This is a genomic window from Corynebacterium endometrii, from assembly GCF_004795735.1.
Taxonomy (GTDB): domain Bacteria; phylum Actinomycetota; class Actinomycetes; order Mycobacteriales; family Mycobacteriaceae; genus Corynebacterium; species Corynebacterium endometrii.
Genome location: NZ_CP039247.1, coordinates 626,298 through 651,071, shown reverse-complemented (window position 1 = coordinate 651,071; position 24,774 = coordinate 626,298). Strand labels below are relative to the sequence as shown.

At 63.1% G+C, this 24,774-nt stretch carries 23 protein-coding genes; 8 read left to right on the top strand and 15 right to left on the bottom strand.

The annotated features are described in order from the left end of the window. Window positions 1-57: 57 nt before the first annotated feature. From CENDO_RS02960 to CENDO_RS02940, 5 genes are all read right to left on the bottom strand, one after another. Window positions 58-3,375 (bottom strand): ATP-dependent helicase, encoded by a 3,318-nt coding sequence (locus tag CENDO_RS02960; protein WP_136140711.1) that lies wholly within the window; start codon window positions 3,373-3,375, stop codon window positions 58-60. Further along, entirely contained in the window at window positions 3,365-6,718 is a 3,354-nt protein-coding gene (locus CENDO_RS02955) for an ATP-dependent DNA helicase (protein ID WP_136140710.1), read from the bottom strand. The genes CENDO_RS02960 and CENDO_RS02955 overlap by 11 nt, the downstream gene beginning before the upstream one ends. 3 nt (window positions 6,719-6,721) lie before the next feature. Then, window positions 6,722-7,492 carry a hypothetical protein gene (locus tag CENDO_RS02950; protein WP_136140709.1) on the bottom strand — a complete coding sequence of 257 codons (771 nt, stop codon included), beginning with the start codon at window positions 7,490-7,492 and terminating at the stop codon, window positions 6,722-6,724. 74 nt (window positions 7,493-7,566) lie between these two features. Further along, entirely contained in the window at window positions 7,567-8,571 is a 1,005-nt protein-coding gene (locus CENDO_RS02945) for a DUF3152 domain-containing protein (protein WP_136140708.1), read from the bottom strand. A gap of 138 nt (window positions 8,572-8,709) precedes the next feature. Next, window positions 8,710-8,934 (bottom strand): DUF3107 domain-containing protein, encoded by a 225-nt coding sequence (locus CENDO_RS02940; RefSeq protein WP_136142114.1) that lies wholly within the window; start codon window positions 8,932-8,934, stop codon window positions 8,710-8,712. An 84-nt stretch (window positions 8,935-9,018) separates the two neighbouring features. Between CENDO_RS02940 and CENDO_RS02935 the strand changes: the two genes are divergently transcribed. Beyond that, the gene (locus tag CENDO_RS02935) at window positions 9,019-10,386 is read left to right on the top strand and encodes a DEAD/DEAH box helicase (protein ID WP_136140707.1); all 1,368 of its coding nucleotides are present in this window, start codon (window positions 9,019-9,021) and stop codon (window positions 10,384-10,386) included. After that, the gene (locus CENDO_RS02930) at window positions 10,383-11,705 is read left to right on the top strand and encodes an Rv3212 family protein (protein WP_342773421.1); all 1,323 of its coding nucleotides are present in this window, start codon (window positions 10,383-10,385) and stop codon (window positions 11,703-11,705) included. The genes CENDO_RS02935 and CENDO_RS02930 overlap by 4 nt, the downstream gene beginning before the upstream one ends. A gap of 102 nt (window positions 11,706-11,807) precedes the next feature. Here the strand turns inward: CENDO_RS02930 and CENDO_RS02925 are convergent, their stop codons facing one another. Then, entirely contained in the window at window positions 11,808-12,344 is a 537-nt protein-coding gene (locus tag CENDO_RS02925) for a hypothetical protein (RefSeq protein WP_246014355.1), read from the bottom strand. A 630-nt stretch (window positions 12,345-12,974) separates the two neighbouring features. Here CENDO_RS02925 and CENDO_RS02920 point away from each other — a divergent pair. Together CENDO_RS02920 and CENDO_RS11415 are read left to right on the top strand one after the other, a co-directional pair. Beyond that, window positions 12,975-13,235, top strand: coding sequence for a WhiB family transcriptional regulator (locus CENDO_RS02920; RefSeq protein WP_136140706.1), 261 nt, complete (start codon window positions 12,975-12,977; stop codon window positions 13,233-13,235). Window positions 13,236-13,443: 208 nt separating this feature from the next. Then, window positions 13,444-13,518, top strand: a complete 75-nt coding sequence (locus tag CENDO_RS11415) for a 50S ribosomal protein bL37 (protein WP_100227335.1) — start codon at window positions 13,444-13,446, stop codon at window positions 13,516-13,518. 90 nt (window positions 13,519-13,608) lie between these two features. On the opposite strand, the gene CENDO_RS02915 is transcribed toward CENDO_RS11415, so the two are convergent. Together CENDO_RS02915 and CENDO_RS02910 are read right to left on the bottom strand one after the other, a co-directional pair. Further along, window positions 13,609-13,890, bottom strand: coding sequence for an anti-sigma factor (locus tag CENDO_RS02915; protein WP_136140705.1), 282 nt, complete (start codon window positions 13,888-13,890; stop codon window positions 13,609-13,611). A gap of 3 nt (window positions 13,891-13,893) precedes the next feature. Beyond that, on the bottom strand, window positions 13,894-14,505 hold the full coding sequence (locus CENDO_RS02910) for a sigma-70 family RNA polymerase sigma factor (protein ID WP_136140704.1): 612 nt from the start codon (window positions 14,503-14,505) through the stop codon (window positions 13,894-13,896). Between the two features lie 78 nt (window positions 14,506-14,583). Here CENDO_RS02910 and ybaK point away from each other — a divergent pair, with 78 nt between their 5' ends. Continuing rightward, on the top strand, window positions 14,584-15,087 hold the full coding sequence (gene ybaK, locus CENDO_RS02905) for a Cys-tRNA(Pro) deacylase (protein WP_136140703.1): 504 nt from the start codon (window positions 14,584-14,586) through the stop codon (window positions 15,085-15,087). On the opposite strand, the gene CENDO_RS02900 is transcribed toward ybaK, so the two are convergent. Further along, on the bottom strand, window positions 15,046-15,765 hold the full coding sequence (locus CENDO_RS02900) for an SOS response-associated peptidase (RefSeq protein WP_136140702.1): 720 nt from the start codon (window positions 15,763-15,765) through the stop codon (window positions 15,046-15,048). The two genes, ybaK and CENDO_RS02900, sit on opposite strands and share 42 nt — an antisense overlap. A gap of 20 nt (window positions 15,766-15,785) precedes the next feature. On the opposite strand from CENDO_RS02900, the gene aroA reads away from it, so the two are divergent. Continuing rightward, window positions 15,786-17,042: a 3-phosphoshikimate 1-carboxyvinyltransferase gene (gene aroA / locus CENDO_RS02895; RefSeq protein WP_136140701.1), complete on the top strand. Its 1,257-nt coding sequence runs from the start codon at window positions 15,786-15,788 to the stop codon at window positions 17,040-17,042. Beyond that, the gene (rsgA, locus tag CENDO_RS02890) at window positions 17,035-18,060 is read left to right on the top strand and encodes a ribosome small subunit-dependent GTPase A (RefSeq protein ID WP_136140700.1); all 1,026 of its coding nucleotides are present in this window, start codon (window positions 17,035-17,037) and stop codon (window positions 18,058-18,060) included. Before aroA ends, rsgA begins: the two co-directional genes overlap by 8 nt. A gap of 226 nt (window positions 18,061-18,286) precedes the next feature. Here rsgA and CENDO_RS02885 read toward each other — a convergent pair whose 3' ends face one another. From CENDO_RS02885 to CENDO_RS02875, 3 genes are all read right to left on the bottom strand, one after another. Continuing rightward, complete coding sequence (locus CENDO_RS02885) at window positions 18,287-18,616, bottom strand: hypothetical protein (protein ID WP_136140699.1); 330 nt, start codon at window positions 18,614-18,616, stop codon at window positions 18,287-18,289. A gap of 75 nt (window positions 18,617-18,691) precedes the next feature. Then, a complete protein-coding gene (locus CENDO_RS02880) occupies window positions 18,692-19,207 on the bottom strand; it encodes a DUF6912 family protein (protein ID WP_136140698.1) in 516 nt (171 codons plus the stop codon). A gap of 2 nt (window positions 19,208-19,209) precedes the next feature. Further along, on the bottom strand, window positions 19,210-19,620 hold the full coding sequence (locus CENDO_RS02875) for an HAD-IA family hydrolase (RefSeq protein WP_136140697.1): 411 nt from the start codon (window positions 19,618-19,620) through the stop codon (window positions 19,210-19,212). Between the two features lie 358 nt (window positions 19,621-19,978). On the opposite strand from CENDO_RS02875, the gene CENDO_RS02870 reads away from it, so the two are divergent. Further along, window positions 19,979-20,359, top strand: a complete 381-nt coding sequence (locus CENDO_RS02870) for a hypothetical protein (protein WP_136140696.1) — start codon at window positions 19,979-19,981, stop codon at window positions 20,357-20,359. A 125-nt stretch (window positions 20,360-20,484) separates the two neighbouring features. On the opposite strand, the gene secA is transcribed toward CENDO_RS02870, so the two are convergent. From secA to CENDO_RS02855, 3 genes are all read right to left on the bottom strand, one after another. Next, complete coding sequence (gene secA, locus CENDO_RS02865) at window positions 20,485-23,061, bottom strand: preprotein translocase subunit SecA (protein ID WP_136140695.1); 2,577 nt, start codon at window positions 23,059-23,061, stop codon at window positions 20,485-20,487. A 155-nt stretch (window positions 23,062-23,216) separates the two neighbouring features. Further along, window positions 23,217-23,879 carry a ribosome hibernation-promoting factor, HPF/YfiA family gene (gene hpf / locus CENDO_RS02860; protein ID WP_136140694.1) on the bottom strand — a complete coding sequence of 221 codons (663 nt, stop codon included), beginning with the start codon at window positions 23,877-23,879 and terminating at the stop codon, window positions 23,217-23,219. A gap of 234 nt (window positions 23,880-24,113) precedes the next feature. After that, on the bottom strand, window positions 24,114-24,752 hold the full coding sequence (locus tag CENDO_RS02855; protein ID WP_136140693.1) for a ComF family protein: 639 nt from the start codon (window positions 24,750-24,752) through the stop codon (window positions 24,114-24,116). Window positions 24,753-24,774 lie beyond the last annotated feature (22 nt).

Genomic DNA, 24,774 nt, shown 5'->3' with positions numbered 1-24,774 from the left:
TCCTCCTAGCTAGCGGAAATATTGCGGAGAGTACTTTCTCCAAAGATTCGGATAACTTTAGCCGCTTTCTGGCGCATTTGCTGAAATCGCCGCCTCCAGAAGCCCGCGGAGATCCTCACCGCTGGGCAGGCTCCGGGGCTCCAGCGTGTAGCCCTGCGATACGTAATGAAACGCCGCACGCACCGGCGCCCCATCGGCCCGCAGGCGCCGCCACGCTTCACGGTAGACCGCCAACTGCAGCTCGGCGTTGGCCAAATCACGCCCTTGGGGGGCGCGGCCGGTCTTCCAGTCGACGATGAGCCACGAGCCATCCGTCTCCCTAAATACCGCATCCATGCGCCCGCGAAGCACCGCACGGCCCACGCTGAATTCGAAGGGGGCCTCCACGAAGGCCGGGGTCCTATCCGCCCATGGGCTGGCGAGGAATGCCTCTTTAAGGGCCTCAAGGTCTGCGGCCGGCTCCTCATCGATGCCGGGCAATTCATCCATGCCCAGCAGCGCGTTGCCGCCGAAGCGGTCCTCAAGCCAGGAGTGGAACGCGGTACCGCGTTTGGCGTATGAGTTGGGCTTGAACGGAACCGGGCGCCGCTGGCGGCGCGCATACGCCACCGGATCCGTGCCGATGGCCACCACGTCAGAGGCGGTAAGCTCCGCGCTGAGCTCAACCTCCACGACCGGGGATTGCAGCTGGCGGTATTCCTCGATCAGTGCGGAGGCATCCTGTTCCCACAGGTGGAATTGCTCCCCGGCGCGCAGCTCGGGCAGCTCCCCCATGGCCGCGGAGACCAGCGCTGCCCCGCGTAGCGCCGAGGAATGGGCCTGCAGGGCCGGGAACCCTGCGGAGTTGTCCGGTTGCGCCCCGGCCTCCCCCGCCTCTACCGCTTCCACCGGCTTTTCGGGCACAGTCCACTCCACCACGCAGTCCGGGTACTTCTTCGCCAGCATCTCCAGGTAGCGGTACGGCCCCTTCTTTGAGGCGCCCTTCGCGTTATTAGTGCCGGATCCGGTGATGGTGAGCGTGGATTCCGTGCGGGTGAGCGCCACGTAGAACAGGCGGGCGGTCTCCTCCGCGTTATGCTCGCGGTTGTGCTCGATGAAGCGCTTGCAGGCCTTGCCGAACTCCGAGCGCTTGGTGGCGTCCGGGTCAAGCTCAATGTAATCTTCATCCCCCGGCGCTTGCTCAACGGTGGTGATGAACGTTTTGGCCTGGGCCTTGTAGGTGGCTGAATCGGCATGGAGGACGCAGACGTGTTCCCACTCCAGCCCCTTGGCCTTGTGCGCCGTCATAATCAGCACGCGATCCGCGGCGGCCGGCACCTCCCCCGGGTCCAATCCGTCTTCGCGCTCGCGTGCGAGGGCGAAGTAATCCAAGAGGCCGCCAAGGCTGTCCCCGTGGTAGCCCGCCACGGTATCGAGCAACGCGTCCAGGTGGGCGGTGCCCACGGCTCCCCCGCGGGCGAGGCATTCGGTGCGCACGTTGAACACGGCCTCGATATCGGCGAATAGGTCAGCAAGGGGTTTGGCCAGGCTGTAGCTGCGCAGGTAGCGCAGGCGGGCCGAGAGTTCCTCGATGCGCGCCAGTCCCTCCGAGGTGTAGCGTTCACGTTCGCCAAGGTCCGCTACCGCATCCGTCAGGCCCACCACCTGATCCGGCCCCTCCGCCGTGAGCTCTGCCAGCTGCTCAGCCAGGTGGTCCAGGGCGGGATCCCCTAGGCCCGGTTGCACGGTGCCCTCGGATTCGGTGCCCGCGGATTCGGGGCCTGCGGCCGGCGGCTCATGATGCATGGACCCGGCTAGGTTATCCGCACGGGCCTTAAGCGCCATGATGTCTGCGATACCGATGCCGCACAAGGGGCCGCTGAGTACGCGGAGGGCGGCGTCCGTGTCCCCCGGCCTGATGAGCATGGTGGCCACGGCAACCACGTCTTGCACCTCCGGTTCCCACAGCAGCCCGCCCAGGCCCACGATCTCATGCGGGACGCCCGCTTCCTCCAGGTAGGCGGCCATCTGCGCTGAGTGGCGGTTAGCCCTAACCAGCACGGCGGCGCTGAGTCCCTTGCCCGTCTCCAGGCTCTCTTGGTAGAGGGCTGACAGGTGACTGGTGACGAATTCGAGTTCCTCTTCCGCCGTGGCGAAGTACCCGAGCTTAACGTCACCGCGCTCGGCACCCGGGCGTGGGGCCAGTTCATCTACCGGTCGTGGCCCGGTGCCGAAGACGTCCCCCGCCACGATATTCGCCATCTCTAATACCCCGGCCGGGTTACGCCAGGACGTGGTCAGCTGGTCCTTCGGCGCGTCGCTGCCGTCTGTTTGCGGAAAGTCCTCCACAAAGGCTGCGAGGTTTTCCGCGGTAGCGCCACGCCAGCCGTAGATTGCCTGCATGGGATCCCCCACGGCAGTCACCGACAAACCCTCATGCGGGCCATTGCCAAAGAGGCTGCGCAGCAAAATGCGTTGGGCGTGTGAGGTGTCTTGGTATTCGTCCAACATGACCACGGAGAAACGCTGGCGCAGCGCCTGCCCTACCTGCGGGTGGCGTTCGGCCAGGGTTGCAGCGATGGACATTTGCTCACCGAACGTGACCACCTTGCGGGCGGCTTGCTCCGCCTTTAGCGCCTCGACAAGCGGCAGATATTCCACCCTGAGCTGTTGGATGGCTAGGTACTTTTCCAGTTCCTTGGAAAAGGCCGGCCCATTTTTTCGCGTGGGTTCAAGGTTCTCCGCCTCGAGGCGGAAGTTGCGGGCATGCTCGCGGATGTCTTCCGGGTTGGCCAGCGCGTTGTCCATGGCATTGGTAAGAGCCAGGAGCGTCTCCGTCACGGTGCTTACTGACTGGCTGGCCGTGAGGGTTCCGCCGTAGTTGAGCACTACCTCGTGGGCGATGGCGAAGCGCTCCGCCTCCGTGATGATGCGCGCCGACGGTTCCACCGGGACCAACAGACCAAACTCACGGACCAGGTCACCGGCGAAAGAGTCATAGGTGGAGACCGTGGGCACAATGGTTTCCAGCCCCTGGGCCACCGGGCCGCCCGGCGCGAACAGGCCCGTGTCCCGCAGCGCGATGAGCTGATGGCGTATGCGCTGGGCTAGTTGCTGTGCGGCCTTGCGCGTAAAGGTCAGGCCGAGAACCTGTTCGGGGCGCACGTGCCCGTTGGCAACGAGGGAGACGACGCGGGAGGCCATGGTCTCCGTTTTGCCGGCGCCGGCGCCGGCAACTACGAGTTTGGGGCCAAATTCCCCGTCGATAACGGTGGCCTGTTCTTCCGTGGGCGGGAATTTTTTGCCCAGGGCGCGGGCCAGGAAGTCCGGCGGGAGGTGTGGAACCTGCGTGCCGGACGCGGCACCGGCGTTGGCTTTGGCGCGATTAACGGGCATCGGTGGTCATCCTTCCTTCGGGTTGCAGCGGGCAGATATGGCGGATGGAGCAGGAATCACATCCGGGATTGAGCTGGGCTTTTAGCGTTGGCCCGTGCAGCTGACGGGCAAGCCCCGGTAGCTTATCCGCGAATTCCTGTAGTTCCTCTTGCTCCCATGGGGCCTGTTCGCGGGTGGTCACTTTCACCGCTGAGGTGGCCGGGTACACAAGGACTCCGCCGCCGCGCGGCAGGCCGGAGGTGGACTCGGGGCTTTTACCCACTGCCGTTATAAGGCTTACGCGTCCGGTCGCGGGATGTTGGTAAATCTGGGCGCGCGACAGGGCTAGCTGGTAGGCGGCGAGCTGGATATTGGCCTGGGCATCGGCGGCGCTTGGCGCCGTGCTACCGGTCTTGAGGTCAACTACCACGTATTCGCCGTTGCTTGGGGTGCGCTCTAGCCGGTCGATGTAACCGGTGATGGTCACGTCTGGGGCGAGTTCCACCTTGACGGGGACTTCGGTGCCCACCAATTCGAAGGCGCTGCGGGAGGATTCCATCCACTCGCGCGTGCGGTCGAGGAGGCGTTCGAATCCCTCGAGTTCGGTTTCCCGCTGCCAGGTTGGTGCGGTTTGCACGCCCGCAAAGGCCTCCATCGTTAGCGACTTGGCGGTCTCTGGGTCTGCGCCGTTGCCTATGGCCTCCAGGAATGCGTGCGCCATGGAGCCACGGGTAAGCGCTATGGGGGTGGATTCCTCCTCGCTCAGGTTGCCCACCACGGCGCGCAGCGGGCAGGCCAGCAGGGCCTCCAGCTTGGATGGGGACAGGCGCCCCCGCGAATCCAGGCTCCGGGAGCCGGCCGTAGACCGCGCGCCCCACCATCCGCTGGGATCAGCGCCTGGTACCCCGGCCTGGGCGAGGCGCGCCAATTGGCGTGCGGCCTGGCGCTTTTCTTCCTCGCTATAGACCCTCCCAGCGGAATGCTCAGCATCCGCTTCTTCGCCAACACAGACCACTCGGCGCAGCTGCGCGACGAGCGCCGGTACGGACAGCACGGACACATTGAGCGGGTCTAGTTCGTCATCCAACTCTCGCGCGACCGGCGGGGCGGCTGAAGGTCCCTCCGCGCGGCCGCCGTCAGGGCCACCATCTTCCGGCTCGGGGAACGTAAGACCCAGCTCGCGGCCCAAGGCCTGCGAGGCGTAGCGCGCGGCGGCGCGGGCGCGGGCGAGCTTGTCCGGATAGTTGACGCGGACATGGGCGAATTCATCGATGAATCTGGACGGCTCCAGCACCTCGTCGCCTTCCGGCGCGTTGACGGCGATGATGTGCAGGCGCCCGGTGTGGCGGGTGGTGGCAACGTGGAACAGGCGGCGTTCTTCTTCCAGGCGCCGGGCCACGTGGCTGACCGGAATGTCGGGGTTAATTCCCTCATCGAGCAGGTCGATGAGATCCTCTTGGCCCAGCAAGGAGCCGGTTTCGCTCAGCGTTGGCCACGCGCCCTCCTGAGCGCCGATGACCACCACGGTGTCAAACTCGTAGCCCACCGCGCCATGCGCCGTAAGGACCGATACCGCTTGCGGCATGGCCGCGCGGCGGTCGCGCACGCCCGTGGGTAGTTCCTGGTCCAAGATGAAGGCCGTGAAGGCCTCGATGCCCGCGCCCGGGCGGCGCTCGGCAAAGTCCCCGGCGGCATCGAAAAAGGCCATCATGGCGTCCAAGTCGCGGTCCGCCTGCGAACCCGTGGCGCCGCCGCGTAGTGCCGCCGCCTGGAGGCGCTCCGCCAGACCGGTGGCGGACCACACGGCCCAGATGATTTCCTCCACCGAACCGCGGCCGGCCACGGCCTCCCGCCCGGAGCGGATGACGGCGCGGATCCGCTCCAGGATGGCCAGCTCGCGCGGGGCAAGCAAACCCTGAAAATCGGGCAGGTCCCCGTCGAGTAACCCACGCAGGGTTGTTATCCCCCGGGTAGCCGGGTCGAAGCGGCGCAGGCCGCGGATGAGGCGGCGCAGCGACACCGGGTCCGCACCGCCCACCGGGCCGGTGATGAGCTCTTCCAGTTCCGCGTCCGTGACCTCCCCATTCACCGCTCGCAGGGCTAGGAGGATGGCGGAGACCAGCCGTTGTTCGGCCAACACCACGTCCGTGGGGTTGATGTGAACGGGCACGCCCGCCGCCAGCAAGGTCCTGCGGACCGCACCGATCTCCGAGCTTGAACGCACGATGACCGCGATGTCCCGCCAGTTGACCCCATCATCCAAATGCCTGCGGCGCACGGAGTCAGCCAGCACGTCACGCTGCTGCGCGCGGGAATCCACGATGCTGATGCACGCCGGCGCCCCGGAGCGGCGAGGCGTAGCGAGCGTCAGCTCGTGGTCGGCCGGGAACTCCTCAAAGAAGTCAGAGTTTGCACCGCGGAAGGCAAACACCGCCTGGTCCGGATCGCCAGCCACCACGGTCAGCCGTGCGGTTTCCGACAAGCGGGTGATCAACGTGCCAGAGGAGGGAGTCAGCAGCTGCGCGTCATCCACGACGATGGTGTGCCACGTGTGCCCCGCCGTCAGCCCCGGGCGCAGCAGCACCTGGGTCACCAACTCGGCGGCCGAGTAGGAATTGATGCCGGACAGCGCCATGACTTCCTCATACTCGCGCAGGAAATGCCCTGCGCTGACCCACATGGGCCGGGCATGGCGCTGCCCCAACTCGATGAGATCCCCGGGGCCCAAACCGCGCTCCACCGAGCGCAAAAGGAAATCACGCAATTGGCGGGCAAAGCCCACAAAGCCCAACGCCGGGCGTATATATTCGGGCCACCCGGCCCCGCCCGCCTCCGCGTGGCCCTGAAGCAGTTCCTGGATCACCGCATCCTGCTCCGCACCCGTGATCAGGCGCAGAGCCTCACCACTTCCGGCCTCCCTTTCGGATTCCTCGGCCTGCCGCAACAACGCAAAGGCCAGGGAGTGGACGGAACGCACCATGGAATTACTAGCCGCATAGTCCTGCAGGTGCGCCGCCAGCTCCCGGCGCAATTTGCCGCCGGATTCCTTCGAAGAGGCCACCACCAGGATTCCATCAGGGTCGGCGCCCTCCCGCAGGGCCTGGATCACCGTGTCAATAAGCAAGCTTGACACGCCGGACCCCGCCACCCCGCGCACGCGCCAGCGCCCCTCACGCGGCAACTGGCAATCCCACTGCCGCGACGGGGCCGCGCCCTCCCCTGCCACCAGGCGCACCTGGGGAGACGGCGGAAGCACCACCCCGGCGCGGGCCGTGGCCTGCGGGTCGTAGGCGCGGGCGGTACCACCGAAGCCCGCCTGGGCGCTACGGGAAGATGAAGCTACAGGATGCGGTTGAGAAGCCATAAGCTACAGTATGGCAGCCGCCCTGGACACAAGCATCGATTCAACCCGCTCGATATGCGAACGTACGGCCGCCTTGGACTTCGGATGCAGGTTATTGATGTGCCTGCGGTACGCCACGGCGCGCAGCAGCAGCTGATCGAATTCCGGGATATAACTGAAACGGTCGCAGATCGCCTCATCCACCGCCTCGGCAATCAGGCCATCCACAATGACCAACGCCGCGGTATACCCCCTTGGGCGGCGTGCAGCGGTGGGAACCAGATCCACGATGGCCGGCTGGGCCGTTCCGGAATACAGCGTGACCGCGGCTAGATCCGCATGCCCCCAGACCAGCGGCGTGTCCGCGGGTAGCTCACGGTAGGCCTCGCCGGTTTCCTCCCACGCCGCGGCCTCGGCGCGGGCGAAGACGTCATCGCGGCCGATGGCCGCGCCATTCGGCGCGGATGCCTCGCCGAGGGCTGCTTCTAGGCGCCCCGCCAACGCCACGGTTTCATCCACGCGATACGCCACCGCGCCGGGGACGTGGACGGAGGCCTTCCATCCGGCGACGGTGAATCGACCGTCCGTGGTAAGCACCGGGCGCACCACCCGCGCGCCCGGGACCTCCAGGTCCTGGCGGACCTTGGCGGACCACGCTGCGGTGGGTTGAGCCCGCGCGTAGACCACGTTGCCTACCTTGAGACCGTTGTCCCACGCCGGGCCCATCTGCTGGGCCGGCTCCTTGGTGGTGGGGGCGTGAAAGGCGCCAAGTACATGGTCTGGAACCTGTGGCAACGTTAAACATCTCCTTGCGCGATAAGGGATAGGGACTTGTCTTGGGCCGGGCCCGGAGGGTTTAAGCGGGAGAGCTAGCCAGCCTGCGGGTCATTGATGTCCGTGGTAGCGGCAGTAGGATACGGCCACGGATTAGGCTCACAGGTCACATCCGGCTGTCCGTTATAGACGTCCCCAGGGGAAAGCTCGGCGATTCTGGCGTTATTGAGCTCGATGGTCTGCTGCATCATGATTGGCGCTAGCTTGCCTTCGCCGCCGCACGGCTGGTGGGAGGCATAGCCGATGGCGTGGCCCACTTCATGGTTAATGAGGTACTGGCGGTAATTGCCCAGGTCCCCCTCGTAGGGTTGCGCTCCGCGCACCCAGCGGGACTCGTTGAGGATCACCGTGGATTCTCCGGTGGTCGTGGTGTGGCACGAGGTTTCCATGGCCAGCGCATCGCCGCATAGTTCCGCGGTGGTGGCCAAGGACGCCAGCCGGATGCGGGTGTCTACCTCTTCTCCCTCACGCACGTGCACGAACTTAAACGCCGGGTCATTGGTCCAGCCGCGGGGATCGGACAAGGTGGCATCGACCATCGCGGCGAAGGCGGAATCCCCGCCGTAGGCACTGGTATCCACGCCATCTTCAACCTCGACGGTGTAGCGGATGGTGCGGCGCGTGCCCTCACCGGCTTCCATCCCGGGTTGGCCCACGGGACGGAAGGTACCTTCACCGGTTTCCGTAAAAGGCCCGCCCGGAGGCAGCTGCTCTGCGGCGAGTTTCATAGCCTCGGCTTGCGCTGGATCCGGGCCCACTGCACCGGCGTCTCCGCCCAGCCCCTCCTTAGGGGATGGCTGCGGCTGCTCTGCCCCGGTCTGGGGCGCAGAGGTGCTAGCCGAATCCGAGGCAAGGGAGGTTTCATCCCCACCGCCAACCACGTCCACAAGCATCCACACGGTAATAACGCTCATTACGGGGATGGCTACTACCCGCCACCAACCGTACTCAGCCGCGAAGCGCTGAAGCTTGGATTCTGGCTGGGCACGCCTGCGGTTGCGCGGGCGGGGTGCATTGCCTGGCTCGTGGATAGGTTCCATGGGCACATAGAATACCCGCTTGCCAGCCATGGGCGGACCATCGGCCGGCAAGCGGGTGAAAAATCACGTTCTAGCCGCGCCCCGGGGTGCCCGCGCCGGGCGCGTCACGGGACGCTTTAAGCTAGCCACCCGCGGGGATTAGTGACCCGCGAAGCCCACTACGTGCGGCTTGGCGGTGCCAATTTCCACGTAGACCACGCGATCGGTGCGGACAATGTACTTGCGCCCCTTGTCGTCGGTCAGCTCCAGCACCGCGTTGTCTGCCAGGGCCCCGTTAATCTGCGCGGCGAGCTCCTCTTGGGTGCCGGATGCGTTGATTACCAGTTCGCGTGCGGTGTCTGCGAATCCAAACTTGATGTCCATGGTGATTGTTTTCATCCCTCTTCGGTGTTAGTTGGGTGTGATCTCAATTGTCCCCACTATAACCATGACGGCTACTATCAAGGTGTGTTTGCAAACAAAGCCCAGCAAGATGCCGCCTCGGCCACCTTTGTCGAACTAGGCGTGGCCGCCGAAATCTGCGATGCCCTCCACGCGCAGGGCATTACACGCACCTTCGCCATTCAGGAGCTGACGTTGCCCATCGCGTTGGCTGGCCATGACCTCATTGGCCAGGCCCGCACCGGCACCGGCAAAACCCTGGGGTTTGGCGTGCCCCTGCTCGATCGTGTCTTCGATGACGCGGGCGTAGAGGAGTTGGACGGCACCCCACGCGCCCTTATCGTAGTTCCCACCCGTGAGCTGGCCGTGCAGGTGGGCCAGGACCTGGAGCGCCTCGCCGTCAACCTGCCGGTTCGCGTGGCCACCATCTACGGTGGGCGCCCGTATGAGGAACAGGTTAGCTTGCTCAAGGCAGGCGTCGACGTGGTGGTTGGCACCCCGGGTCGCCTGCTGGATCTGCACAACCAGGGCCACCTTCCGCTAGACCACGTGGCCGTCTTGGTCCTGGATGAGGCCGATGAGATGCTGGATCTTGGCTTTTTCCCTGACATCGAAAAGATTCTTGAGGCCCTGCATGGCAATCCGCATCAGACCATGCTGTTTTCCGCCACCATGCCTGGTCCCGTCCTCACGCTGGCGCGCACGTTTATGACAAAGCCAATGCATATCCGGGCCGAATCCGGGGATGATAGCCAGACCCACGCCACCACTAAGAAGGTGACGTTTCAGTCCCACCGCATGGACAAGCTCGCTGTGCTCGGCCGGGCGCTGCAGGCCAAGGGCCGCGGCCGCACCATCATCTTCGCCCGCACCAAGCGTTCCGCCGCCGACGTCGCCGATAACCTCGCCGGCCGCGGTTACGCAGTCGCCGCCGTCCATGGCGACCTGGGCCAGGCGGCCCGCGAGAAGTCACTGCAGGCTTTCCGTTCTGGCGCCGTGGACATCCTGGTGGCCACAGACGTTGCCGCCCGCGGCATCGACGTCGATGACGTGACTCACGTGTTCAACTACCAGGTCCCCGATGACCCAATGACCTACGTCCACCGCATTGGCCGCACCGGCCGCGCGGGCAACAAGGGCACCGCCGTGACCTTGGTGGGGTATGACGAACTGGGCAAGTGGAGGCTGATCAATGACGAGCTAGGCCTGGATCTTCCAGAGCCGCCGCAATGGTTTAGCACCTCCCCGGAGCTTAGCGAGGCGCTGGATATTCCAGAGGGAGCCAAGGACAGCGTGGGCCCGGCCCGCAAGGTCATCGGCGCGCGCAGCGAGCGCGGCGAACATAACCGGCGCGATGGCAGGCGTGGGGGTTCCGGCCGCAAGGACCGTGGCCGTGGGGGCCCACGCGGAAGCGCCCGTGGAGGCCGCCGATGAGCGTGGAGCCAGACCTCTCACGGGGGGAAATCCCCCCGGTTGGCCCGGCTCATGCCGCCCGGGGGGATACCGGCTCCTACGCCCCGGTGCTCCGCCGCAAAAAGGGGGATTGGATCGCCATGGGCGCCATCTCCGCCCTAGCCGCGGTGGCCGTCGGTGGTGCGGTGCTCACCGCCAACATCAATGACGCTGAACGCACCGTGGTCAACGCCCCTGGGGATGACGCCCAGGTCGTTGTGCCAAGCCAGGCCCCCGCCGCCCTGACTGAGGCATTCAGGCTGCCCACCGCGGGGTACCCGGGCCTCAACCGGCCGCTGGTGGCGCGCGGGTTGGTCATCACCAACGATGAGCACACGGTCACCGCGACAAATGAGGACGGCTCAACCGCGTGGACCTACGCCCGCAGCGACGTTCCAATCTGTTCCATCGGCTCGGCCTGGGACAAGGTGGTTGTCACTTTTGAAACCGGAGTGGGCTGCGGCGACGTGGTAGCCATTTCCGCCGCCACCGGCGAGTATGCCGGTACCCGTTCGGCCTTATCCTCAGACTATGTGGTGCCGATAAGGTCCAATGACCGTGTTGGCACGGTGTCTAATGAACGTGTGGAACTGTGGCGTTCGGACCTCGTGCGCACGGTGGAATACGGCGACGTGGAGGCCAAGCAGGAGTCTGGTTTCCAACCCCATGAGGACTGCACCATCAACTCAGCGCTGACCCGCTCAGAGCTATTGGTGGTCTCAGAGTCCTGCCCGGACCAACCTGAAACCTCCTACCTGCGCTTCATGAAGACCACCCCCGAGGACTCGAGGAAGCCGGAGGTATTAAAGGACGTGGCCATCTCCACCAGCGGCGCCCGCGTGGTGGCCGTGGGCACCGAGGGCGCCGCGGTCTACGTACCAAGCTCCCCACCGCTTATCATCTCTTTCAATCAGCAGGGCCAGGAAACCTCACGTACCGAGGTTCCCGCCTCCCCCACCGTGACCCAGGCCTCCAGCCCCTTCGCCCCCGCCACCGGCGATCTTCCCGCCCACATGACGTGGTGGGATGGCAAGCGCCTCTACCTGTTCAACCCGGAGACACTGGCCGTTGAGCGGAGTTTTGACCGGGCATTAGGCGTAGGCACCGCCATAAGCGACCGCCTAGTCTTCCCCACCAGGGACGGCATTGCGGTGGCCAATTGGTCCACGGGGGAAATTGAACGCACCATCCCGGTCGACCGCGGCGGGTACAGTGGGCCCGTGGCCGTATCCCGCGCCGGCAACAACCTTGTCGAATTGCGTGGTAATGAAGTAGTCGCTCTTAAAATGCGGACGGGGTAAACGCCGGGATCCGCCGCGCCGATCGCAAACGCCGCTTCATCCGCCGTGAACTACCACGGGGATAAAGCGGCGTTTTACCGTGAGCCCGCTATGCGGTGATTGCTACTTCAGGGGCACGTAGGTGGATTGGAACCATTGCTGAGAGGCCGGGACGAACATCAGGCAATACAGGCAGATTAACGCGGACAGCAGCGTGGCCACGCCAAGGGCTACAGCACCGCCGGACATCATCTGGAAGGAGCTAAAGGCCAAGATGAACTGCACCAGAATAATTCCGCCCTTGCCCCAGCGCTTGCCCTTGACCATCAGGATTGAACTGACGATGATGTAGCCGAAAATAATGAAAATGAAGATGGCGGTGCCGGTCCCCACAAAATTAGCCGCGGAAGAATCGGAGACCATGGACTGGTTTTCCGCCTGGATGAGCTCGCGGTAGATGAGGAAGCATCCAAAGACAATGACGACGATGGACTGGATGATGGCTATGGCCGCGCCCAGGAGGACCGCTGGAGGCGGCTTGAGCGCTCCCGCCCCGGCGCCGCGGCCGGAACTGCTTGCGGCACGAGTATTACTTTTTGCGGCACCGCCGGTTGGGGCGGCCGGGCTTCCTGACTGCTTACGGGGTTTACGTTTACTCACCCGGTCCATTCTACGTAATGCACACCGCGGGTCCTTGCTTCCCACGGCATGGCCCGGGAATTCGGGCCGCGGATTCCCTCACGCGTTCACAGTTTCCCGCTCCCCCGCGGGAGGGAAACTAAGAGTTAACTAAGATGCGCCGGGGAACGCGGGGGCACGAACCGTTCTACAATTTGACGTTGTGACGCTTCCAACACTCACCCTATCAATTCCATTACCGCAGGTAATCAAGTTACGGGCGCGGGGCAATTTTTTGGCAATCGTTTGCAGAAATCACCCGATTGCGGTCAAATCCCGCCCCGCAGCGGTGAGCTTCGCCACATTTTGGACTCAAACTCTAGCGCTCGGTCTTCAAACGTGCAATCATTCATCAGTAGCACAAAGCAGGTGCGGCACTGGAGTAGGCAACTACCCATTGCGGCCCTCCACGTCAAGGAGCAAACCCACGCCCTTGATGAGCACGCCACGCACACCATGGCGGTGAGCATCGGCCCAACCTCGAGACTGGGCCTTGAAGCACACAGACCGGTCCCTGCAGTGGCACCCCCTTTACAACGCAAGATGCAGTTTGCGCTCTAGTAAATTGCGCTCTTTGTCATGCTGTCACAGATTTAGTTAGGAGATTCAATAATGGATTGGCGCCACGATGCAGTTTGCCGCGATGAGGACCCAGAGCTCTTCTTCCCAGTCGGCAACTCCGGCCCCGCCCTCACCCAGATCGCTAAGGCCAAGCTGGTCTGCAACCGCTGCCCAGTAGCCTCCCAGTGCCTGAAGTGGGCACTCGAGTCCGGCCAGGACGCCGGCGTATGGGGCGGCCTGTCTGAGGAAGAGCGTCGCGCGCTCAAGCGCCGCCGCAACCGCGGCCGCGGCCGCTCACGCGTGTCCGCTTAAGGCATAGACCGCGCAAACACAATCCACAATTCAATACTGGAAGCTCATTCTTAGCTTCAGCACGAGGCGGTCTACCGCCTCCCTAGGGGCCATGCGGCAATAGAATGTCCATGGCCCGTAGCAGGAAACTTGGACCCAAATTTCCTCCCCGGCGCATCCTGCCGCTACAGTTGAAGACGTTCATTTACCCTCAACGAAGGAGTACGCAATGAGCAAGCGTGGTCGTAAGCGCAAGGATCGCCGCAAGAAGTCCGCTAACCGCGGCAAGCGTCCTAACGCATAACGCACAGCAAATTAGTCAAAGCACCTGGCTGGAACCGTTTCCGGCCAGGTGCTTTCTCTTTTTTTACTTCAACCGCATAGGGCTACAAGGCTACCCGTTATAGCGGACCTCAACCTGGGTCATGCGGATCTGGAAGGAGATGCGCTCACGCAGATGCTCGGGCGCGCGGTCGCCGCCGCAGCAATTGCGAACCATGGAGCGGATGTATTCCTCATGCTCAAGGTGCTCGTGGCAGGCAGTGCACTCCGCCAGCCTAGCCCGGATTTCCCGTGCGCGGTCACTGCAGGAGCAGTTATCCAAGAGTTCACAGATGAGTGCCTGAACTTCCTCGTGGCTGCAGTTGCAACCACCGTTGTTAGTGCATGAACTCATAACTTATGCCTCCATATCCGGGTGGCTTAGACCAATACCGTGCTCACGTGCTACGTCTTTCAACGCGCTACGAAGCAATTTTCTTCCACGGTGCAACCGGCTCATCACCGTGCCCAGCGGGGTATCCATGATTTCAGCGATTTCCTTATACGCTAGCCCCTCAACATCCGCGTAATAGACCACCATGCGATAGTCCTCGGGAAGGTCGTTCATCGCGTCGGAGATCTGGGAATCGGGCATGGCCTTGAGCGCCTCGATCTCGGCGGATTCCAGGCCGGTGGAATCATGGCCGGCGGTGGTGTACAGCTGGCCGTCGGTCAGCTCGTCGGCGCTGGATTGCTGCGGGCGGCGCTGCGCCTTGCGGTAGTTGTTGATGTACGCATTAGTCATGATGCGGTACATCCACGCCTTAAGGTTGGTTCCCTGCTTGTAAGAGCCAAAGGCCTTAAACGCCTTTAGGAAGGTCTCCTGAACCAAATCTTCAGCGTCCTGCGGGTTGCGGGTGAGCCGCAACGCACCGCCGTAGAGCTGGTCAAGCAACGGCATGGCCTGTTCCTCAAAGCTGTCATGCAGCTCCTCGGCGGTGACCGTGCCGCCTGTTCTATCAGTAGCCACGTTTATTGTGTGCTCCTTCGCGTCCAAAGTGATACCTCTCCCATCCTAGCGGGAGATGCCGGATCTAGAATCAGCCCCATGGCAAAGAAGCAACCGGGTGCCGCCACCCCGGCGTTAAAAATCCTCCATGAGTCAGGCCTGCCCTTTAAGGTCTCAACCTTCGAGGCCGGAACGGATCATTTCGGCGACAATGCGGTGGCGGCCCTGGGCGCGGACCCGGACCGGGTTTTCAAGACCTTGGTCATCGATCTCTCCGCGGGCAAGGGGCCGCGCCGCGAGTTGGCCGTGTGTGTATTGCCGGTGTCCCATCAGCTCAGCTTGAAGAAGGCGGCAGCGGCGCTCGGCGCATCCAAGGCCGCTATGGCGAATCCCGCCGACGCCACCAAGTCCTCCGGCTACATTCCCGGCGGCATCTCGCCGCTGGGCCAAAAGCGCGTGCTGCCCACGGTGATTGATGAGACCGCCGTCTTGTTTGACACTATCTTGTTCTCCGGCGGGCGCCGCGGCCTGGACGTCGAGATGAAGGCCCAGGACTTGGCGTTAATTATCGGCGCCCGATTCGCTGACATCCTCGCTGAATAGGTCCCGTTGCGGCTCCAGCAATTCCGGGTAATCGTTGCGCACGTTGCCCACGGCCTTATCCACCTTGGTCACCTCGAACGCCCCGCGCAGCTCCCGCGGCGCGGGATGAAGAAGCTCGGCCGACTCCTCCGGGGTTCCCTCCACCCATTGGCGCATTTCCTCTTCCGTCAGAAACCGCGGCAGGCGGTCATGCAGCCAGTCCATCGGCTCGGCGGAGTCAGTGGTGACGATGGTGGCGGAGAGCTGGTCCAACCCGGATGACCAGAGCCCCGCAGCCCACATGAGCTTGCCCTCCCCCAGGGTGACGAAGTAGGGCGCCTTGCCGGAGCCGTCATCGTGCCATTCGTAGTAGCCATCCATGGGAATCAGGCAACGCCCGGATCCCTCGCGCGCCTTGAACGCGTCGCGGAACGAGGGTTTGGATGCCACGGTCTCGGCGCGCGCGTTGAACAAAGGGGGACCAGTCAGGTCCTTCTTCCAGTGCGGCAGCAGCCCCCAGCGTCCCGGCTCGACCACCGCCGTGGCGCCATCAAGGCGGACCACCGGAACCATTTGTGTGGGCGCGATGTTGTAGCGCGGGCGAGGCAGGCCCGCCGGCGCGTGGGACTCCTCAACACCGGGGAGCGAACCCGCGTGATCCAGTAATGACTCAGTAAACAAAACAAATCGGCCGCACATGTTGTCCTATTATGGTGCCTATGCCTTCTTTGTGGAAAGCCCCCGTTGCCCCCGGCCCGTTGCGCTGGACCCAGCCTGTTCCTGGCTCTAAGTCCATTACCAACAGGGCCTATATCCTTGCCGCCTTGGCGGATTCCCCGTCCACCCTGCTGAACCCACTGAGCAGCCGCGATACGGATCTCATGTCAGCGGCCCTCAACGCCATGGGCTGCCGCGTCGAGCAAGACGGTAACACGGTCACCATCACCCCTGGTCAGCTACACGGGGCCACCATCGATTGCGGCTTGGCCGGCACCGTCATGCGCTTTTTGCCGCCGCTGGCCGCCCTGGCGGACGGCCCAGTGACCGTTGATGGCGACGCGCAGGCCCGCAAGCGCCCCATGGCCACCATCCTCCAGGCCCTCCGCGACCTGGGCGTTTCGGTGGAGGGTGATGGTCTGCCGTTTACCGTCGGCGGCAACGCGAATGCGCCATCCGGCGGCAGCGTCACCATTGACGCCTCCGGTTCTTCACAGTTTGTCTCAGGCCTGCTGCTTTCCGCCCCACGCTATTCGGACGGCATTACCGTGCGCCATGAGGGCGGCCCACTGCCATCCATGCCACACATCGACATGACCGTGGACATGCTGCGCAGGGCCGGCGTGAAGGTCGATACGGGTCATCACACCTGGACCGTGCATCCCGGCACCATTAGCGGCGGCACCTGGGAAATTGAGCCGGACCTGTCTAACGCCACCCCGTTTTTGGCCGCCGCGATGGTGGCAGGTGGCTCCGTGAGCATCCCGTTCTGGCCTGAATCCACCACCCAGCCGGGTGATGAGTTCCGCGACATCGCTGAGGCTATGGGCGCGAGCGTTCGGCTCGCCGGCGGCACCCTAACGGTCACCGGCGGCGAGCTCCACGGCATCGATTGGGATATGGGCGATATTGGCGAGCTCACCCCAACCGTCGCCGCGTTGGCCGCCCTTGCGGATTCCCCTTCCACTCTGACCGGCATCGCCCACCTGCGCGGCCACGAAACGGACCGCCTGGCTGCGCTGGCCGCCGAGATCAACAAATTGGGCGGTGACGTCATGGAGCGTGCAGACGGCCTGCTCATCACCCCCGCACCACTCCATGGTGGGCAGTGGGAGTCCTATGCTGACCACCGCATGGCGACGGCCGGCGCCATCATTGGCCTGCGCATCCCGGACGTTGTTGTGGAGGATGTGGAAACCACCGCTAAGACACTGCCGGGCTTTGCCGGCATGTGGGAGGAGATGGTCAACAATGGCTAGGCGCGGCGGCCGCAGTTACAGAAACTATGATGAGTCCGATGTCCGCGTTCGGCCCGGAAAGGGGTCCCGCCCGCGTACCAAGGACCGCCCCGAGCATAAGGATGCCAAGTTTGGCATGGTCATCACCAAGGACCGCGGGCGGTGGGGCGTGGCGCTCGATGATGGCCCTGAGGTGGTCTGTATGCGCGCCCGCGAGATGGGCCGCACCGCCGTAGAGGTGGGCGACCGCGTGGGCGTCGTGGGTGATACCTCAGGCAGGAAGGACACCCTGGCCCGGATCGTCAAGCTTGAGGAGCGCACCTCCGTCCTGCGCCGCACCGCCGACGATACCGATCCCTACGAGCGCATAGTCGTGGCCAATGCCGACCAGATGCTGATCGTGACCGCGGTAGCGGATCCTCCCCCGCGCTCCGGATTTGTCGAGCGCGCGCTCATCGCCGCGTTCGTTGGCAACGTCCACCCGGTGCTATGCCTGACGAAGACCGATCTTGCCGATCCCGCGCCCTTCGCCGCCGAGTTCGCGGATCTGGACATCACGGTCATTGAGGCCGGCATTGATGATGAGTTGGCCGCCGTCGATGGCGTATTAAATGGCCACATCACCGCGCTCATCGGCCACTCCGGCGTGGGTAAGTCGACCCTGGTTAACCGCCTGGTCCCCGATGCGGATCGCGAAACCGGTGAGGTCTCCGCCGTGGGCAAGGGCCGCCACACCTCCACCCAGTCCGTGGCCCTGCGCTTGCCGGATAATCGCGGTTGGATCATCGACACACCGGGGATCCGCTCCTTTGGCCTGGCCCACGTAGACGCCGACACGGTGGTCAATGTATTCGACGATCTGGCTGCCGCCGTTGAGCACTGCCCCCGTGGCTGCACACACGCCGGCCCTCCCGCGGACCCGGAATGCGGTCTGGACAACCCAGACCTTGTCCCGGAGGATTCCGCCACGGCGCGGCGTCGCGACGCAGTGCGCAACCTCCTGGCCGCCCTCCGCACCAACGTCGACTGGGAGAACTAGGCCGATGTTGCGGCCTGCGAGCCGCGCTTGTCGCGGGTGGCGCAACCCGCTGACCCCCTCACCAACCCAGGCCGCCCTGAACCCGGGGCGCCTTAACTCTTGGGGTGGTTGCCCCAACGACAATGCCATCCTCGCAGCAATGGGCGTTGATGGAGTCAGTCCCTGTGAAAGACTGAGAAAGCGGGCCGCCCGGGAACCCCGGTGCGGCCCGCCAAGCCCATAGGTCTTACTTCGCTAAGGCTCCAAGATTAGGCAACACGTCCTTGAAAGCGCCATACAGGGACAACACAACCGTGACGACGCCCAAGACAGCGCCGATGATTACGCCGATGTTGCCCTGCTGTGAGGACTCCAGCAGCGTAAGCCACGCCGTGGTGGGGACATCTTCTTCAACAGCGCCGGGCTCGGCAGCGCCATTATCCGTGCCGGTTGCCATGTCCCCTGACTGGGAGACTGCCGGGACGGGGCTGGCCGGTGCCTCCTGCGCGGCGGCCGGGGCTGCGGCTCCGCAGGCCACAGCGGCGGCGGTGACCAGGGTTGCAAGCGTCTTCTTCATGGCGGTTTAAGCCTCCTCTTTGGGAAATCTTTCGGGCTCTCTTATTCGTTCTATCGCCGCAAGCGCAGTAGAGCGTTACAGAAGCTCTACCAAGAAGGGCAACTCTGACGGGTCATAGAACGCCATGAAGTTGTCTAGAGCATCCCCCACCGCCAGCTCCGCGTCCTCATCGCCGAGATCGGCGGTATCGATGACCTCGATGGCCTTCGCGGTGGCCGCCTCGGACTCCTCGATGTCTACGTGGATGGCGGCCAATTGCTCCGTGGAAATAGCGGCAGGCTCCAGCTTCACCACGGGTTCACCCATGTCAGGGGCAAAGGTCACTACGCTCTCATCCACATCCGCGGAAATGACCACGCGGCGATGCGGGAACTTCTGCTCATCGCCAATGGCGAGCAAACGCAGAGAGGCCATCGATGCTTCAAGGAATGCGCCGTACGCAATCTCCTCTTCATCGCCCTCCGTGTAAAACTCTAGGAGCGCGGGGGTGACCATGAACCCCCAACCGGAACGCGCATAGACGGTGCCAGTTTCGGCCAACTCGGCGAGCATGGCATAGGTGGCGGGAATATAGACGCGGACGTCAGCCATGGCTAGAACTCACCGTCAATATCGAACACGGCCTGGATCTCAATGCTGGTGCGGTCAAAGACGGAGTACAGCATGCCCACCATGCCAAAGTCTACGGCGGCTCGGACGTTGAGGATATTGTCATCCACCATCACGCAATCATTGATCGGCAGTTCGATTGCATCCGCTGCGGCCTGGAAAGCGGCCAACTCGGGCTTTTCGGCACCAACCTCACCGGAGAGGATGACCGCATCCACGGTGCCGTTGTATTCCCATTCACGGATGTGCTCAGCGCCTGGGCCGCCCGGATCGTTAGACAAGATAGCGGTTGCCACTCCGTTTTCCTTCGCCGCGGCGAGAAGACTCTTCCAGCGACGAACGTCATCCTCGGTGCCATCCAGCACACCCACGTAGTCCACGACCAGACCGCGCATATAAATTTCACTCCTTGAATATCTCCGGGCTTCACGCGCCACCGCCAAGGGCGAGCCAACGCCCGTGGCTCCCCGGCGAGGGCGTGAACACACAACCGGTTCTTCCTAGTTTTTATGTACCGGGCGAGTATATAGGACGCACCACGTACTTCGCGCCCACCCCTGACAGGAAACTCCCAGGAACGGGCGGTAGCCGTGCGTAGCGGCTGGTGGTGTGGCACAATAGTGGCAAATCGGGGGATTTATTTTGGCTCAAGCACGGCTACCGCTCGCGGAACCGTGCGCCGTTTCCTCCTTGTGTTGGTTAGGACCGCACGTGGCTTTGCGCGTCCGCACTTTAGACTAAGGAGATTTAATTGTGTATACCGCGATTCCGGGGTTTGCCCATCTCAAGCTGTATGTGCCGGAAGACCGCGTGGTGTATTCGCGGCCCAGCCACGTCACGGACGTGCGCACTAGAAAAATTGCCACCAGGCTGGTGAGCTTGGCCGTGGACGTTGCGGCCGGGCAGCGCGCCATAACGCACCTGCCCCACAAGCACTTCCACCCCACCATCAAGCTTCACCTAGGTACCTGGATCCGCGCCCATGAGCTTAAGCGCAAGCGCGAGGCAAAGGTTCGCTCCATCCACATTAGGCCCAATGGGGAAATCTTTGGCACCGCGGGCATTGGCAGCGCCCAGCACGCGTTCACCGGTTCGATCGAGGGCGAAAAGCTAGTCTCCTTCAGGCTCCTTTAGGAACCCATGGGGCCCGGGCAAGGGCGGAAAACTAAGGAAACCGGGGTGTTGACGCGTTAGACAACACCCCGGTTCGGGCAATTTTTGGCATTAAGCAGGCCTTGGGGCCCGGGAACGCCGAATCCTTAGGCCTCTACGGCGCCATCACCGTTGGCTTTAGCCGCCTGCTCCGCGGCCGCCGCCTCCTGCGCCAGGAACTGCTTACGCAGCAGGAACAACTGACGAACGGTCTCTTCCTTGATGGAATCATTCATCGCGTGGAAGAGGTCCCCGCCCTCCTTCTGATATTCAACCAGAGGGTCCCGCTGCGCCATCGCGCGCAGACCAATGCCCTCCTTGAGGTAGTCCATCTCGTAGAGGTGCTCGCGCCACTTTTGGTCGATGATCGGAAGGATGACCATGCGCTCGGTGTTGCGCATCTGCTTCTCACCGCCAATGCCCGTGATGGTTTCCTCGAGCTGGTCATATTCGGAATTGGCGTCAGCAACCAGGGCCTCGCGCAGCTGCTCGGCGGTCAGCTCGCCCGGCACGCCGTACTCGGAGCCCTCGATTAGCTCTTCAGCGGTAACCGTTGGGCCGTACAGGGACTCCAGCGCCTGCCATAGCTGGTCCAGGTCCCAATCCTCGACGTAGCCCACTGCGGTCGCTCCGCCGACGTACGCGGAAACGGTGTCATCGATCATGTCGCGGATATTGTCCTTTATGTCACCCGCGTTGAGAATCGAATAGCGCTCCCGGTAGACAACCTTGCGCTGCTCATTGAGGACCTCGTCATACTTCAAGACGTTCTTGCGCATTTCGAAGTTCTGGTTCTCAACCTGGGCCTGGGCGCCGCGGATGGAGTTAGACACCATCTTGGAGTCAATCGGCACATCATCAGGGACGTTGAGGCGGTTCATCATGTTCTCCATGGACTGACCCACGAAGCGAACCATCAGCTCATCACGCATGGACAGGTAGAAGCGGGTCTCACCCGGATCACCCTGGCGGCCGGTGCGGCCACGGAGCTGGTTGTCGATGCGGCGGGACTCATGGCGCTCGGTACCCAGAACGTACAGGCCGCCGGCCTCGCGAACCTGATCGCCAAGGCGCTTGGAGCGTTCCCTTTCCTCATCGATCTCAGCATCCCACGCCGCCTGGTAGGCCTCCGCGTCTTCGAAAGGATCCAGCCCGCGCTCGCGCAGCTTCATGTCGAGAATGACTTCCGGGTTACCGCCAAGCACGATATCCGTACCGCGGCCGGCCATGTTGGTGGCCACGGTCACCGTGCCAGGGCGGCCGGCGCGGGCAACGATATTGCCCTCTTCCTCATGGTGCTTAGCGTTGAGCACGGAATGCTTCACGCCGCGCTTGGTCAGCAGTTGCGACAGGTATTCGGAACGCTCGACAGAAGTGGTACCAACAAGTACCGGCTGCCCATTGGCGACGTGTTCAGCGATGTCCTCAACAACCGCAGCGAACTTGGCTTCCTGGGTCTTGTAGATGCGATCGGAATGATCCTGGCGCTGGTTAGGGCGGTTGGTAGGGATCGGCACAACATCAAGGCCGTAGATGGAATGCAGCTCCGCAGCCTCGGTCTCCGCGGTACCGGTCATGCCGGAAATCTTTTCATACAGGCGGAAGTAATTCTGCAGAGTAACGGTAGCCAGAGTCTGGTTCTCGTTTTTAATCTCCACATTTTCCTTGGCCTCGATAGCCTGGTGCATGCCCTCGTTGTACCGGCGGCCGGGAAGCACACGGCCGGTAAAGCCGTCCACAATCATAACCTCGCCGTTGCGGACGATGTAGTCCTTATCGCGGGTAAACAGCTCCTTGGCCTTGATGGCGTTATTCAAGTAGGAGACTAACTGGGAGTGCTCAGGGGCGTAGAGATTGTCGATGCCCAGCTGATCCTCGACGTATTCAACGCCGTCTTCCAAAACGCCAATGGTGCGCTTCTTGTGGTCCACCTCGTAGTGGATTCCCTCACGCATGCGCGGGGCCAACTGGGAGAACACGGTGTAGAACTGGGAAGAACCGCCGGCGGGGCCGGAAATGATGAGGGGCGTACGCGCCTCATCGATCAGGATGGAGTCAACCTCATCGACGATGCAGAAGTGGTGGCCGCGCTGCACGATGTCATTAAGGTTGCGCACCATGTTGTCACGCAGGTAGTCAAACCCCAGCTCGTTGTTGGTGCCGTAGGTGATGTCACACGCGTAGGCCTCCTTGCGTTCCGGGGGACGCATCTCGGAAAGAATCACGCCGACGCTCAGGCCCAGCCACCGGTGCACACGGCCCATCATCTCGGCGTCACGCTTAGCGAGGTAATCATTCACGGTGACCACGTGGACGCCCTTGCCCTCAAGCGCATTTAAGTAGGCGGGAAGCAGGGAGGTCAGGGTCTTGCCCTCACCGGTGCGCATCTCGGCTACGTTGCCGAAGTGGAGCGCCGCGCCGCCCATGATCTGAACCTTGTAGTGCTTCTGATCCAGCACGCGCCATGCGGCTTCACGGACGGTAGCAAAGGCCTCGAGGAAGATGTCATCTAGATCCTCCCCCTTGCTCAGACGCTCTTTGAACTCGCCAGTCTTTGACTTGAGTTCATCATCAGTAAGCTTGCTGTACTCGTCTTCTAGGGCAATGACCTGATCGGCCATCTTGTCCAGACGCTTAACGGTGCGTCCCTCACCGGCACGGAGCAGCTTGGATAAACCAAACACTAAATTTATTCCTTCTAGTCGCGACTAAGAATGTAGTTAACTCCCCGCCATTGTACGCGTAACGCAAAACCGCCACCCCTAGCGGGGCGGCGGTTTCTTCACGAATGTGGCGGGAGCCTACCCGCCAGGTTTCAAACCGGCAGGTAAGGCGAAATCTAGCCCTCGGCGTCCTCAGACAGGACGATCAAGCCGTAGTCGAAGGCGTGACGGCGGTAGACCACGGAAGGACGGTTGGTTTCCTTGTCGATGAACAGGTAGAAGTCATGGCCCACGAGCTCCATCTCGCTCAGCGCCTCATCGACAGTGATAGGCGTAGCGGAGTGCTCCTTGGTGCGAACCACCTGGCCTGGGCGCTGCTCCTCAATGGTCTCAGCGTATGGGTCAACATAACGGTCTTCCGGCTGAGCCTCGGTGCGCTTTGCTTCCGCCTCGGCCACGAACTCGGCCGCTAGCTCGCCGGTGCCCTTCTGTGCGCGGTGACCGGACTTCACCGTCTCGCGGCGAACCTTAACCTTGCGCAGAGAACGCTCCATCTTCGCGAGGGCGGTCTCGAGAGCGGCGTAGAAGGAATCTTCCTTGGCCTCCGCGCGGGCGATGTGGCCCTTGCCGGTAGCAGTGATCTGAATGCGGTCAGACTCAGAATCGCGACGTGGGTTTGGCTCATGCTTGAGCTCAACGTGAAAGAAAGTCAGGGTTGGATCCAAACGCTCAATCTTGGCCAGCTTGCTCTTCACGCGCTCTGCGAAGTGATCTGGCACCTCCACATTGCGTCCGGTGATGGTGACCTGTGCGGTGGTGTCGACCTGTGGTTCGGTCATGACGTGCCTCCCTGTAATCGCGGGGCGGGGCTCATGCCCAACGTATCCCCTGGGGGTATGTGGACTCACATTCGTAAGAAACTTCCCTGCGCACCGAAAGGGGGGTATAAAGTCCCCGTTTCTATCCCTAGAGACGTGGTGCACCGGTTTCGTTTCCCACCGTGTGTGACAACCGCCATTCTACCAGTGGTCATAACCGCTGCCCACAACTTCGCAGAACTACCCCCATGTGACTTACGCGTCCGCGAGCACCAAACCAGCCCGCACTTTTACCCCCTCTGCCTGCAATTTTCTGCCCGTAGCGGCAAGGGTTGCACCGGTTGTAACCACGTCATCCATGAGCACAATATCGCGGTGGGCGATCACCGCACCGGCGCGTATTTTCACGGCGTTATCCATGTTTAACCAGCGCCCACCGGCCGAAAGGTCAGACTGATCCTGCGCGATTCGAGAAGATTCAACGTATCGCCCAACCTCTACCCCCGGCAAGCGTTTCGCGGCCGTTAAAGCCATAGCCGTCACGGGATCTCCGCCGCGAAGGCGTGCGGATCGGGCGCGGGTTGGCGCGGGCACAAGGGCAAAGCTATAGGGCAAGGCTCCCCGCGCCTGGAGGTGTGCGAGCCCGGCGGCGAAGACCTCACCCATCACGTGCCGGATTTCCTGGTGGCCGCGCTCCTTCATGGCAATGATGATGTTGCGGCGCACGTCCGAATACGGTCCGAGTGCGAAGACCGGGAACCCAAGGTCCCGTGGCCGGACCACCGGATGGGGCGCGCTGCGCAGGTGCTCGCGGCACGCGGCGCACAGCAACTGCCCGGCTACCCGGCATCCCGCGCATTCGCGCGGGAACAACAGCTCCCCCAAGCCAAACATCGCGCGCCTTGCCCGCCTCCCC